This is a genomic window from Niallia sp. Man26, from assembly GCF_022049065.2.
GTDB lineage: Bacteria > Bacillota > Bacilli > Bacillales > Cytobacillaceae > Niallia.
In genome coordinates this window covers 2,966,929-2,980,943 of record NZ_CP095743.1, presented here as the reverse complement: position 1 = coordinate 2,980,943, position 14,015 = coordinate 2,966,929, and the positions used below count along the sequence as shown (strand labels likewise).

Genomic DNA, 14,015 nt, shown 5'->3' with positions numbered 1-14,015 from the left:
TTTAAAGAGAGGCGGATGGAAATGATTGTTTGCATCGGAACAAGAAACCCAGCAAAAACAAGTGCTGTTAAAGAAGGATTCAGCACAATGACAGACGTAGAGTTCATAGAAATAGATGTCTCTTCAGAGGTAAGTGCCCAGCCATTCTCTGATGAAGAAACAATGACTGGGGCAATTAATCGTGCAAAAAATGCTTTAGCTGCTGGAAAAGGCGACATTGGCATTGGTCTTGAAGGCGGTGTAAAGCAAACTGAACACGGCCTGTTCGTCTGCAACTGGGGAGCCCTTGTACTTCGCGACGGCAGAACCTATATTGGCGGAGGTGCGAGCATTCCTTTGCCCACGGAAGTGGCAGATGCTCTGTTGGAAGGGGAAGAGCTTGGTCCTGTAATGGATCGTTATGCAAACAAAAAGAATGTCCGTCATCATGAAGGTGCTATTGGCGTATTTACGAACGGCAGAATTACGAGACAAAAAATGTTTGCACATGTTATCGAATCATTGGTTGGACAATACGAATATGATGCTAAGTCACGTTCATAATAAAGAGTAAGCATAATAGTAGTGAAACAGCAGAGATTTTGTTAGTATCAATTAATAAAAAGCTTTAATCAGGGGGATTAAGACGATGAGAGATCTACAGTCACAAGAAGAATTTAATGAGTTGAAAAACAGCAGTAATAAACATGTTTTCCTATTTTCTGCTAACTGGTGCGGAGACTGTCGCTTCATTGAACCATTCATGCCAGAAGTAGAGCAAAAATACAGTGAGTATACATTTATTCACATTGACCGCGATAAGTTCATCGATACTTGCATTGAGTTAGATGTATTTGGAATTCCAAGCTTTATCGCATTTGAAAACGGGAAAGAGCTAGGCCGTTTTGTCAGCAAAGATCGTAAAACGCAAGAGGAAATTGAGCAGTTTATTGAGTCGTTATAATCATATAAGAGAAAAATGAAAAACAGCGTGTCTCTGTAAAAACGCTGTTTTTTTCTGCACAACAAAATTCTACATTCTTTGAAAAGACGGTCAACTGCTATTATAATAGGAACAGCATAGATCATTACCCACTCTTAAAGGGGGAAAAAGCATTAATGAAGATGGATAGCAAAAAAATGAAAAATCTCTTACAGGACAGGCTTAAAGCCGAAGGAAGAGTATTTACGTTTGATTCTAAAAAGGATCAACTTCGAATAGAAAGCAAGGATACAGGAAAGGGTGTAACCGTTTCTCTGCCAGGAATTATTGCAAAATGGGAGCTGGAAAAGGAAAAGGCTGTTGACGAGGTTGTATACTATATTGAAAATGGTTTAACAGCATTAGTGGATGACCCTACACTTGAGGGGAAAGAAAAAAATATTTACCCTGTTATTCGTTCCACTTCGTTTCCAGTTCAAACGAATGAAGAAATACCCTTTGTAGTAGATGAACATACAGCAGAAACAAGAATATATTATGCCTTGGATATGGGAAATACGTATCGACTCATTGATGAGAAAATCATGGCGAAGGAAAACTGGAAACATAGCAGAATTAAGGAAGTAGCCTTGTTTAATGCTCGCTCTTTAAGCACGGCCCTTAAAAAAGATGTTGTAGCAGGCAACACTTTTTATTTCCTAAATACAAATGACGGATATGATGCTAGCCGCATCCTTAATGACTCTTTCCTGAAGGAAATGAGCGAGACAGTGAAGGGGACGATGGCAGTTGCAGTACCTCATCAAGACGTATTAATTATAGCGGATATTGAAAATGAGACTGGTTATGATATTTTGGCACAGATGACGATGAGTTTCTTTGCCAGCGGCAGAGTGCCAATCACTGCGTTGTCCTTCTTGTATGAAGACGGCAGCCTTGAGCCTGTTTTTATATTAGGTAAAAATAAGAAAAAAGAGCAATAATATTAAGTGCTTTGTATGCAAAACTTAATCAATTTGATTTAATAATATTGCCTGAATGAAAACAGGATGTAATATTCGTTATCTACAATAAGGGTAGTGTGCGTGTTGATTAAGACTAAGAGGGTCTTATTAACAAGCAACTGCCCTTTTTTCAATAGGATATTTGGTAAATAATAGATGCGAATAAATGTTTTGCCTTCTTGCAATTAAAATTTTGTAAAATATAATAGAAAAAGCAGGGATAATAGCGATTTTTATCTCGATTTTATTAATAAACTGTTAAAATAGTAGAGAGAAAGATGGAAAGAGTGATTTACAGTGAGTTGGTTCAAGAAAGTAATAAAGCAGTTTATTAAAGAGGACCACGAAGAAACGGACCAATTTGAAGCTGCAGAAGAAAAAAGCGAAGCACCGCATGTACAAAACGATTGGAATAATGAGTGGAAAAAAGAAGTAGATTCAAAGATTATTTATCAATATCCAAAGGGGAAGTTTCGTTTTCCTGTTATATCAGATGATGAAATAGGCATTTCCGGCAGACCAGCCAGACAGGAGAACGCAGCTGAACGAAGGCAGAGTGGTTCAGCCTATGCTAAAAGGCAATCACCGCCGGAAGAGGAAAAGCAAAGCACACCAGCTTTTACAGGCAGGCAAACACCGCCCGAAGAAAATGCATTTACTGCAGGCAGGTTTGAGAAGCCAGGTGAAAGAACCCTGCAAGGGGCAGCCAATGCAGGCAAACAAGAGCGCCCGCTAGAAAGAAGACAGTATGGTTCAGCAGGTAAGGAAAGATCTGAATTTCAACAAGGCAGAAGGAAGTCTGCTGTTTCAAATAGGCAGGAGCCTGCTGAAACAAAACCAAGCTCCGATGCCTTACATAACAGAACAAAGCCACGGGAAATACCAGAAAGCAGTCCGAAGAGCTATCAGTCAAAAATGCCGTTTAAACCGACAGAAATACCGTCTCCTATTTATGGATATAATCGGCCGGCAGTTCAAGCTAAACCAAAGATGGAACCAAAATCGGTCCGTCCCGTTATGGACAGCAGCGATTTTCTGACATCTATTATGCGAAGAAAAGAGGCGGAACAAGCAGCCTTACGAGCACAGCAGAAAGAAGAGCCAATCGAGAGCTCATTGCTGGATAAAGAATCATTAGTGCGCCCAAACAGTGGTGAGGAAACGAAAGCTGAACTCACCCCTGAAGCAATAGAGAAAAAAGCCGAACATCTTCTTACAGAAGTAACAGAAAGAAACAAAGCAAAAGAACAAGAAGTAATATATGCTGCAGAGACAGCACTTCTCCCAGAAGAAAAACAGCAAATCGAATCCGCTGCAACCTTAGAGCTTGCGGAGCAACCAATTCCTCATGAAGAACAACAGGAAGTAAGCATAGCAATGCAGGAGTCAATAGAGGCAGAAGCAGAAATGCCTTTCGTTGTGGAGCTGATAGAGGAAACAAACCTTCAGGTAGAAGCGCCGGATACTTTAGACGCTCGAATCCAGCAGGTGCTAGAGGAAGAAGTGATTGAAGCAGAAATAACAGCAGTTATTGAAAATGGAGAAGACCCTGTCATGCAGGCAGAGGAGCCGTATGCAGTTGAGACAGAAGTTCAGCCTGTGCCAGAGGAAGAAGTGGTTGAAGCAGAAATAACAGCAGTTGTCGAAATGGCGGAAAAACCAGTCATGCAGGCGGAAGAGCCGTACACAGCTGAGTCGGAAATCCAATCTGCGCTAGAGGAAGATGAAGTTGAAGCAGAAATAACAGCAGTTGTCGAAATGGCGGAAAAACCAGTCATGCAGGCGGAAGAGCCGTACACAGCTGAGTCGGAAATCCAATCTGCGCTAGAGGAAGAAGTGGTTGAAGCAGAAATAACAGCAGTTGTCGAAATGGTGGAAGAACCATTCATGCAGGCAGAGGAGTCGGATACAGTAGCGACAGAAGTTCAGACTGCACCAGAGGAAGAAGCCGCTGTTGTCAAAATGGCGAAAGAATCAGTTGTCCAGGTGGAGCCGTACACAATTGAGTCGGAAGTTCAGTCTGCACTAGAGGCAGAGGAAGTAATGGAGGCAGAAGCAGTAGTTACCGAAAGGGCCGAAGAACCTGTCATGGAGGCAGAAGAGCTGAGTATTTCCAACCCAGTAAGCGAACAATTGCGAGAGGAAAATGCAATTCAGCCAGCAGAGCAGACAATATTACTTGAAATGGAAAAAGTGGCAAGCGTTCCAGAAGAGGTGGAACCTGTTGTTCTAAATGCTGCTGAAAATAAGGCTTCTAATCATTCAGAAGCTGTTGGGTTAGATGAAAACTCTTCAAGTGAGCAAGAGACAGCCAAACATGGACAGCAGGAACAGGAAGTGGGAGATAAGCAGGCTAACGAGGCTGACCAAGCTCCGCCTGCCAAGAAAAAAGCTCTTCCTTTTAATGTGTTAATGCTAAATACTGATCGGAAATCTCTTGAAAATAAAAGAAAACAACAGCCAATAAGCAAACCAGTGCCTCAGCCTGAGCCTGTTAACGATGTGGAAGAAGAACCTGTGACAGAAGAAACAGCAGCTTCACTTGAGTCTGTTGCGGTGCAGGAAGAGCTGCCGTACTATGTCTTTCCTGAAGAGAATTTATTAAACCCGCCGATTTTCGATGTGGAGCATGACGGCTGGATCGAAGAACAGACTGAGCTCTTGAATCATACATTTAAGAACTTTAATGTTCATGCGAGAGTTGTTAATGTCACACAAGGGCCGTCTGTTACAAGATATGAGGTACAGCCAGAGCCTGGTGTGAAAGTCAGCAAGATCACCAATCTTTCAGATGACTTAAAGCTCAGCCTTGCTGCAAAGGATATTCGAATTGAAGCGCCGATTCCTGGCAAGCATACGATTGGGATTGAAGTTCCAAACCGGACAAGCAGACCTGTATTGTTAAGTGAGATTCTTAATAGCAATGAATTTAAAGAGTCTGCGTCTCCACTGACAGTTGCGTTAGGTCTCGATATTTCAGGTAAGCCGATTGTTACTGATTTGCGCAAAATGCCGCATGGATTAATTGCAGGAGCAACTGGTTCTGGTAAAAGTGTTTGTATTAACACAATGTTAGTAAGTCTGCTGTATAAGGCGAAGCCAGAAGAGCTTAAACTATTGCTGATTGATCCTAAGATGGTGGAGCTTGCTCCATATAATTACATTCCTCATCTGGCAAGCCCTGTTATAACAGATGTTAAAACAGCAACAGCTGCCTTAAAATGGGCCGTTGAGGAGATGGAGCGGAGATACGAGCTGCTTGCACATGCAGGTGTAAGGGATATAACTAAATTTAACCAGCTTGCAGAGGAGCATAAACAATATGCGGATAAGCTGCCGTACATTGTTATCATTATTGATGAGCTTGCAGATTTAATGATGATGGCCCCTGCAGATGTAGAGGAAGCCATCAGCAGGATTGCCCAAAAAGCAAGAGCATGCGGTATCCATTTGTTAATCGCGACACAAAGGCCGTCTGTTGATGTTATTACAGGACTGATTAAGGCAAATGTACCGACAAGAATCGCATTCTCTGTATCGTCTCAAATCGACTCAAGAACAGTCATTGATATAAGCGGTGCAGAAAAGCTCCTCGGTAAAGGGGATATGCTTTTCTTAGAAAACGGGACATCAAAGCCAGTCCGCTTACAAGGGACATTTGTTTCAGATGAGGAAATTGATCAGGTTGTTGCACATGCTAGAAGAGAAAGAAAACCGGAATACTTGTTTGAGCAAGAAGAGCTTCTTAAAAAAGTCCAGATGTCTGAAGAGGAAGATGAGCTGTTTTATGAGGCATGCGAATTTGTGATTGAGCAAGGCGGTGCTTCAACTTCAAGCCTGCAAAGAAACTTTAAAATCGGCTATAATCGTGCAGCAAGACTTATTGACATGATGGAGAAACACGGGTATATTTCAGAGGCAAAAGGCACAAAACCAAGAGATGTACTCATTACGGAAATGGAATTTTTGCAGCTTCATGACACGGAACAACATTAATTTTTCATAAACTGTCTGTATCACTAATATAAATCCTTTCAGTAGGGAATATGATTGATACATAGTTTTTCTCCATAAAAGATGGTATAATGAATAAATGTGAGTGAAAAAAGGAAAAAAAAGTTAAATCTGGCCTGATTGGATATTACCTTGTTTTAGCATTTTCTTTAAAAAGGTAATATCCCTTACGAGGCCCATAGTGGCGAAATTTATGCTATGAGCAAATTATAGGTTCATTTCATATACTGTGTAAAAGATATACGATAGTTGGAGGTTCTTTATATGACTATTTACCACTTCGTAGGTATTAAAGGGTCAGGGATGAGTGCACTTGCACAAATCCTGCATGATATGGGATTAAAAGTTCAAGGTTCAGATGTAGAAAAAAGATTTTTTACACAGGTGGCTTTAGAACAGTCAGGAATTAAAATTCTTCCTTTCTCAAAGGAAAATATTCAGCCGGGAATGAATGTCATTGTGGGCAATGCTTTCCCTGATACGCATGAAGAAGTTGTGGAAGCAAACGCACTGGGTCTACCAGTTGTCCGCTACCATCGTTTTTTAGGCGACTTTATGAAGCAGTTCACGAGTGTGGCTGTGACAGGCGCCCATGGTAAAACATCCACAACAGGGCTGCTTGCTCATGTGATAAAAGGCGCGAAGCCGACAGCATATTTAATTGGGGATGGAACAGGAAGAGGTACGGAGAATGCGGAGTACTTTGCATTTGAAGCATGTGAGTACAGAAGACACTTCTTATCTTACTTCCCAGATTATGCCATCATGACGAATATTGATTTTGATCATCCTGATTATTTTGCGAATGTTGATGATGTATTTTCTGCCTTCCAGGAAATGGCTTGGCAAGTGAACAAAGGAATCTTTGCTTGTGGTGATGATGAACAGCTTCAAAAAATTCAAGCAAAAGTGCCTGTTGTGTTCTACGGATTTGACGATGAAAATGATTTCCAAGCAAGAAATGTTGTAAAGTCAACAGAAGGTACGACGTTTGAAGTATATGTAAGAAATACTTACTATAATACATTCTCAATTCCGACATTTGGCAACCATAATATTTTAAATGCACTTTCTGTTATTGCTTTAAGTCATTACGAAGATTTGGATGCAAGCATTGTGCAGGAACGCTTAATGTCATTTGAAGGTGTAAAACGCAGATTCTCTGAAAAACAAATCGGAGATCAAGTAATCATTGATGATTATGCACATCACCCAACGGAAATCAAAGCGACGGTTGAAGCTGCAAGACAGAAGTATCCGGACAGAGAGATTGTGGCAGTATTCCAGCCGCACACATTCTCACGTACGCAAACTTTCTTAAATGAATTTGCTGAAAGCTTAAGCTTGGCTGATTCCACTTATTTGTGTGAAATATTCGGATCTGCAAGAGAAAACCATGGCAAGCTTAGCATTGAAGACTTGGCAGAGAAAATTCCAGGCAGCAAAGTCATTTCAGAAGAAAAAATTGAAGCACTGAAAGCACACGAAAAGAGTGTTATCCTATTTATGGGTGCTGGAGATGTTCAGAAATTCCAAGAGGCGTATGAAAAATCGCTTGTGTAAATAGTATAAAAAAGATGCTGCTAAAAGCAGCATCTTTTTTTTGTCATTTTATTTAAGGTTTTCTGGATTCAATGACTCCAGTTCAGGTATAACAAATCTTCCATCCTTACGAATAAGCACACCGTCGAAATAAATTTCTCCTCCGCCATAATCAGGTCTTTGAATATTGACCATATCCCAATGAATATTAGAATGATTGTCATTGAATGCATCATCATAGCATTGTCCTGGTGTGAAGTGGAAGCTTCCATCAATTTTTTCGTCAAACAGAATATCCTGCATTGGATGAAGAATATATGGATTTACCCCAATCGCAAACTCCCCAATAAATCTTGCGCCCTCATCTGTATCAAGGATTGCGTTCAAGCGTTCTGTATCATTAGAAGTTGCTTCAATGATTTTGCCATCCTTGAATGTAAGCTTAACCTGCTCAAACGTGAATCCTTGGTATGGAGATGGTGTATTATAGGTAAGCGTTCCGTTTACAGAATTGCGCACAGGAGCAGTATAAACTTCCCCGTCAGGTATATTCATTTGGCCAGAGCACTTGATGGCAGGAATATCTTTAATAGAGAAAGTCAAATCAGTTCCAGGGCCAGTAATTTTTACTTCATCCGTTTTGTTCATTAGATCAACAAGACTATCCATTGCTTTATCCATTTTGCCATAGTCTAGATTGCAGACATTAAAGTAGAAATCTTCAAATCCATCTGTGCTCATTTTTGCAAGCTGGGCCATAGATGGACTTGGGTAACGAAGCACAACCCATTTTGTCTTCGGAACACGAATTTCCCTGTGGACTTTCTTTCCGATTGTAGAGCCTTCGATTTTCATTTTTTCAGCAGGAACATCTGCATGTTCATTAATATTGTCACCTGCACGAAGTCCAATATAAGCATCCATTTGGCTCATTACATTCGCTTCAAAGGCAGCCATCATTTCATATTGTTCTTCTTGGGCACCTAATAGCAATGATCTGTTCACATCATTATCCTTTAATGAAACAAATGGGTATCCGCCTGCAGCATATGCTTCCTTCACAAGAGCTTTGACTAGCTGCTTTTGCAAACCGAAGTTTTCAATAAGTACTTTTTCTCCTTTTTGCAATCGAATAGAGTAATTAATTAAGTTTTTAGCTAACAGCTCAATACGTGGATCTTTCATAAAATGCCTCCTATATTATTAAAAAATTTCGACTCTTCTTTGTATGTAGATACGTCGAACCCCCGATTATGTGGTCAACTATATTATTGTACCCTAAAAAATATTTTTCTTAAATAATATTGTCTGAAATAACCTAAACTAGGGGAGTCTTTTGACACAAAAGTTATAGGATGAATTTACCTGTTTTATTTGTTTCTGGCTGTTTTTCCAACTATAATAGAAGAAAGGTTTAGGCATTCGCCAAATTGGGAAAAACATTGAAAAAGCGGAGGTGTATAGTAAATGATTATTATTTTATATTGCAGTGTTGCATTGATTGCCATTGCTTTCACTATTTTGGTAATTTATGTTGCCAGAACATTGAAATCGTTACATATCACACTTGATAGTGTCTCCAAAACATTAGTTGGCCTTGAAAGACAGCTTGATGGTGTCACGAAGGAAACGACCATTTTACTGCATAAGACAAATGTTTTGGCAGAGGATATTCAGCAAAAATCAGAAAGCCTCAACAGTGTTGTCGATGCTGTTAAAGGTATTGGCACTTCAGTTAAAGGATTTAATGATTCTATTCAAAACATCAATCAAAATGTGGAGCAAAAGCTTGTCCACAATCAGGACAAGATTGCCCAAGTACTTCAATACAGCAAGATGTTCTTTAACATCAGAGATCAGTGGAAAGCTCGCAAAGCTGCTGAGAGTAACATAAAAGTAAAAGCTCATTAATTTTTTAGGAGGGGTAATGATGACAAGGGAATACGAAACAACAGTTGTAGAAAATGAAAGCTCAAACGGAAAAGACTTTCTGCTAGGTGCCATTGTAGGCGGAATTGTTGGAGCAGCGACAGCTCTATTCCTTGCTCCAAAGCCTGGTAAGGAACTGATTCAGGATTTGAATCAGCAGGCAGGACTTCTGAAAGAAAAAGGAATTGAGCTCTCTGGCACAGTTAAGGATAAAGGAACTGAGTATATCAGCATTGCTAAAGATAAGACAGGCAGCTTAGGCAATACGGTAACGAAGCATTCCAATGGTTTAATGGAGAAAGTAAAAAATCGAGGGAAAGACGAACAGCAGACAGATAATGTAGAAGCTGCTGCAGGTACGGAAACTGACGACCCTTTCAAGCGCGAGTATGATGAAATCCAAAAGAAACTGGAAGAAACAAAAAAAGCGTTTGATGAAACAGAAAGCAGATATAACCAATAATAAGGTGCCCCAGCTAATGGGGCTGCCTTTTTATGTAAAGACAAAAACTGGAGGGAAATCCATGAAAAAAATTGAGACAGTAGAACAATTGGAAGAGGTTTTGAACAGCAGCAAGAAAGCATTCGTTGTGAAGCATAGTTTAACATGTCCGATTAGTGCGGCAGCATTTGACGAATATAACCAATATGCAGATACAAATAAAGATATCGATACCTATTATTTGGCTGTACAGGAGGCTAGACCGCTATCTAACTATATTGCTGAAACATTCGGGGTTAGACATGAATCGCCGCAAGCTTTGTTGTTCTCTGACCGTTCTGTTGTATGGAATGCATCACACGGTGGAATTACAGTCGACTCTCTTCAAGAAGCAAGTGCACAAGCATAAAAAAAGATGGCAACGGGATACTCCCCATGCCATCTTTTTTTTATGTTGCAGCAACCTTCCAGACAATGGAAAGGTCGTCACCTTTGTCGATAGGTGTTAAAAAGGTTGCTTTTTCCCCATTTTTCATCAGTTCAAAGCTTCCTTGGTTACTTTTTGGCATATCTATTTGCACATATGCAAATAAATCTTGGAATAAGAAGCCTTCAAAAGGTTTCTGTTCAATTTGAATTTTTTCGTTAGGATAAATTTTATCCTCTAGGTTTAATGCTTGCCCATTTCTTGAAACTTGAGCTAGCTGTTTGGAGAGGGTCAATTTCTTTCCATTAAAGGTGACAGGGAGCACTTGAACAAACAGCACCTGTCTTCTTTCCGCCAATTCTGAGACTGTTGGAATCTGCCTTTTTTCAATCATAATTTCATCGTTAGTATCAAAGCTGTGATTTAGCTTGGAGGGTAGTCCGTTTCGATAAAGCTTTCCGGAAAAAGCTGGAATGACAGTATCCTTTTCATTGATTTTTATTTGGAAAGGACGCAATTCCTCCAACATATCGTATAATTCAAGACCTTCCAAGAGCTCTTGAATGGTATAGACTGTTACTACATCAATTACATCACGATCTTCTATCCATTTATCGAGAGAGGCTGCTTGCCCGTTGCAGAAAACTCTGTCACAAATTGTGTAATCCTTGCCATTAATGCGCACACTTCTGCCAGTATCTGAATCTAGCAAGCTCTTAATCTGTACTTGTGTCTGCTCTCCATCCTTGCCTTTTACCACTTTCAGACTTTGCCCGTTTTCGACTAAATCATCTAATGAACAAATTTCCCCATCTCTTGTAATGACAGGTCCTTCCCCATGGCTTCCTGGGATAGTAATTTTTTGCCCATTTAAAGAAATGATTTTTGCTATTCCCGGCTTGCCGTACAGTTTAGATACGGAGAGGCCAGAGGCAAGCAGACAGTCTCCAATTGTCAGCTTATTTACTTCAAACAGCCTGATAGGCTGTTCGTTCACATAAACAGTTTTATATTGCACAGGAGATTGACCTGCCGCTATCGCAATGCCTGCTGGTGTAACAAGCTCAGGTCCTTTAATAGCCGAATCCTCAAAGGTTAAGTTATTAATAGCATCAATGCCTCTAATTGCAACTCGGTTCGCAGGCAAATTTAACAGCTCTGCTATTTTTTCTTGAAGTGCAGGTGTTTGGCTACCTCCGCCGACAAGCATGACAGCCTTTGGTGACTGATGGTTATTCAGGAGCAGTATTTCCCGGCAAATGGCGTCTGCAAGCTTATCTAATGCAGGAGATATTTGCTTGATAACTTCTGCTCTGCTTATGTCTGTAGAAAAGCCAAGAATATCAGTAATCGTTATTTGCTCCAGTTCAGAGAGCTGTTTTTTTGCTGCTTCTGCTAATGGAAAATCCAATAAATATTGATCGCTGATTGCTTCTGTTATTTCATCCCCAGCGACAGGAACCATGCCATAAGCGATAACAGTGCCTTCATCAGTAATAGCAATATCGGATGTTCCTGCTCCAATATCTACAAGAGCGACATTTAATCTTCTCATAGATGGAGGAATCAATACATTAATGGCGGCAATCGGTTCAAGTGTCAAAGCCTCCATTTCCAAATCTGCCCTGTGCAATGCGGCAATCAATGATTCTACGACAACCTTTGGCAGAAAAGTAGCAATGATCTCTACCTTTGCAACATTTCCCTGCTGGTCAATCAAGCTCCCCATTTCTTGTTCATCAAGTGTGTAACGAAGCACAGAATAACCAACACAATAATAAAATTGACTGTTTTCGCGACTGTTTTTTTCAGCAACCGCACTTTGTGCCTGCTGGACGGCCGCAAGCTCCATATGTAGAATATCCTGCTTAGTCATCATTGGTTTTCTTGCGATTTCTACCGTATAAGCAGCTTTTTCTGTTTTTAGTGCTCTCCCTGCTGCAGCTACACTGACTTTGCGGAGAGGACCATGTTTTTCTTCCATTTTAGTTTTAATTTCCTGAATGATTTTAGCTACTGCAAGGACATCATGTATTTGTCCGTCTAGCATTGCTCTTTCTTTATGCTCAATGGAAAGAATATCTGAAACATGATAATTATCACTATCAGCTTCAATGATAATGCCAACTACGGATCGTGTACCAATATCTAATGCAAATAATTTTTCTTTATTTTGCAAAAAATACACCTTCTTTTAATGAAAATGATAAAAAATGGGTTTATTGTGTACATAATAAATGTTATTGTTTAACTTATATTTACAGAAAAAATATGAATAAAAACGCTTTAGTGCTTAAAAGCGTTTAATTAATAAAGAAAAGTAGTGACAACCGAATAAAGTTGTTTTATAATAAACCCAATTAAAAGAAATGTAACATATTTTTTAGTTGGTATAAAGAATAATCGGCAGTTGTCCAAACAGGTTATAGAAAACACTGATTTGGATTATTGATAGAAGGGATGATGGAGATAGTGAGCAATAAAGAATTGGAAATGCTTCGTGACAGAATTGATGAGTTAAACTTAGAAATTTTAGAGAAGATTAACGAGAGAGCTAACTTAGTCCAAAAAATCGCACAAACAAAAGTGACACATGGAGCACATCGTTATGACCCTGTAAGGGAACGCAAAATGCTTGACGATATTTTAGCTAAAAACGACGGGCCGTTCGATAATGCAACGATTGCCCACTTGTTCAAACAAATCTTCAAAGCTGGTCTGCAGCTGCAGCAAGAAGATGACAGCAAAGCACTTCTTGTTTCCCGTAAAAAGAAACCGGAAGATACAATTGTTGATATTAGAGGAACAAAAATTGGCGATGGAGTACCTAAATTCGTCTTTGGTCCATGTTCAGTTGAGTCATATGAGCAAGTTGCAAAAGTTGCTGAAAGTGTAAAAGCAAAAGGTTTAACATTGCTTCGTGGAGGAGCGTTTAAACCAAGAACATCTCCTTATGATTTCCAAGGTCTTGGTGTAGAAGGTCTAAAAATCCTAAAGCGTGTTGCTGATGAATACGATCTTCGTGTAATCAGTGAAATCGTAAGCCCACAGCATATTGAAGAAGCATTGGATTACATTGATGTTATTCAAATCGGTGCTCGTAACATGCAAAACTTCGAGTTATTAAAAGCAGCTGGTAGTGTGAAGAAGCCTGTTTTGTTAAAAAGAGGACTTGCTGCCACAATTGAGGAGTTCATTAACGCAGCTGAATATATTATTTCTCAAGGTAATGACCAAATCATGCTTTGTGAACGCGGTATCCGCACATACGAACGTGCTACAAGAAATACCCTTGATATCTCTGCAGTACCAATCTTAAAACAAGAAACACATCTTCCTGTATTTGTTGATGTAACACACTCAACTGGAAGAAAAGATTTGCTGTTGCCTTGTGCTAAAGCAGCACTTGCAATCGGAGCAGACGGCGTTATGGCTGAGGTTCACCCGGATCCTGCAGTTGCTCTGTCAGATTCTGCACAGCAAATGGATATTCCGCAATTCGATGAGTTCTACAAATCAATTCTTGAGTCACCATACGTAAGAGCATAATTTTTTGAAAAAAGCAGATGGATGATACCATCTGCTTTTTTGTTTGCTCTTTCATTAGGTATAAGTTTGTTGGAAAATGTCTATAAAATGAGTAGTGATAATAGGTATCACGGGCATTTTAGATTCATATATGTTAGAATATTTAGAAATGAAAACGCTCTGACAACAGGGCTAACCTTAATTAAT

General features: G+C 39.8%; 11 protein-coding genes. 9 read left to right on the top strand and 2 right to left on the bottom strand.

The window, feature by feature from the left end; genetic code table 11:
• Positions 1 to 21 precede the first annotated feature (21 nt).
• From L8T27_RS15020 to murC, 5 genes are all read left to right on the top strand, one after another.
• Positions 22 to 543 carry a DUF84 family protein gene (locus L8T27_RS15020; RefSeq protein ID WP_233317680.1) on the top strand — a complete coding sequence of 174 codons (522 nt, stop codon included), beginning with the start codon at positions 22 to 24 and terminating at the stop codon, positions 541 to 543.
• A gap of 85 nt (positions 544 to 628) precedes the next feature.
• Positions 629 to 943 (top strand): thioredoxin family protein, encoded by a 315-nt coding sequence (locus tag L8T27_RS15015; protein ID WP_233317682.1) that lies wholly within the window; start codon positions 629 to 631, stop codon positions 941 to 943.
• A gap of 161 nt (positions 944 to 1,104) precedes the next feature.
• Positions 1,105 to 1,905, top strand: coding sequence for a DUF1444 domain-containing protein (locus tag L8T27_RS15010; RefSeq protein ID WP_233317729.1), 801 nt, complete (start codon positions 1,105 to 1,107; stop codon positions 1,903 to 1,905).
• 318 nt (positions 1,906 to 2,223) lie between these two features.
• Entirely contained in the window at positions 2,224 to 5,922 is a 3,699-nt protein-coding gene (locus L8T27_RS15005; protein ID WP_237941813.1) for a DNA translocase FtsK, read from the top strand.
• A gap of 282 nt (positions 5,923 to 6,204) precedes the next feature.
• On the top strand, positions 6,205 to 7,503 hold the full coding sequence (murC, locus tag L8T27_RS15000; protein ID WP_233317687.1) for a UDP-N-acetylmuramate--L-alanine ligase: 1,299 nt from the start codon (positions 6,205 to 6,207) through the stop codon (positions 7,501 to 7,503).
• A 48-nt stretch (positions 7,504 to 7,551) separates the two neighbouring features.
• Here murC and L8T27_RS14995 read toward each other — a convergent pair whose 3' ends face one another.
• Positions 7,552 to 8,667 carry an aminopeptidase gene (locus L8T27_RS14995; protein ID WP_237941812.1) on the bottom strand — a complete coding sequence of 372 codons (1,116 nt, stop codon included), beginning with the start codon at positions 8,665 to 8,667 and terminating at the stop codon, positions 7,552 to 7,554.
• Positions 8,668 to 8,949: 282 nt separating this feature from the next.
• On the opposite strand from L8T27_RS14995, the gene L8T27_RS14990 reads away from it, so the two are divergent.
• From L8T27_RS14990 to ytxJ, 3 genes are all read left to right on the top strand, one after another.
• Positions 8,950 to 9,393 carry a DUF948 domain-containing protein gene (locus L8T27_RS14990; protein ID WP_233317691.1) on the top strand — a complete coding sequence of 148 codons (444 nt, stop codon included), beginning with the start codon at positions 8,950 to 8,952 and terminating at the stop codon, positions 9,391 to 9,393.
• A 16-nt stretch (positions 9,394 to 9,409) separates the two neighbouring features.
• A complete protein-coding gene (locus L8T27_RS14985; protein WP_237941811.1) occupies positions 9,410 to 9,874 on the top strand; it encodes a YtxH domain-containing protein in 465 nt (154 codons plus the stop codon).
• A 61-nt stretch (positions 9,875 to 9,935) separates the two neighbouring features.
• On the top strand, positions 9,936 to 10,262 hold the full coding sequence (gene ytxJ, locus L8T27_RS14980; RefSeq protein WP_233317694.1) for a bacillithiol system redox-active protein YtxJ: 327 nt from the start codon (positions 9,936 to 9,938) through the stop codon (positions 10,260 to 10,262).
• Between the two features lie 40 nt (positions 10,263 to 10,302).
• Here the strand turns inward: ytxJ and pilM are convergent, their stop codons facing one another.
• Positions 10,303 to 12,459, bottom strand: coding sequence for a cell division protein FtsA (gene pilM / locus L8T27_RS14975; RefSeq protein ID WP_237941810.1), 2,157 nt, complete (start codon positions 12,457 to 12,459; stop codon positions 10,303 to 10,305).
• A gap of 293 nt (positions 12,460 to 12,752) precedes the next feature.
• Here pilM and L8T27_RS14970 point away from each other — a divergent pair, with 293 nt between their 5' ends.
• Positions 12,753 to 13,829: a bifunctional 3-deoxy-7-phosphoheptulonate synthase/chorismate mutase gene (locus L8T27_RS14970; RefSeq protein ID WP_233317698.1), complete on the top strand. Its 1,077-nt coding sequence runs from the start codon at positions 12,753 to 12,755 to the stop codon at positions 13,827 to 13,829.
• Positions 13,830 to 14,015 lie beyond the last annotated feature (186 nt).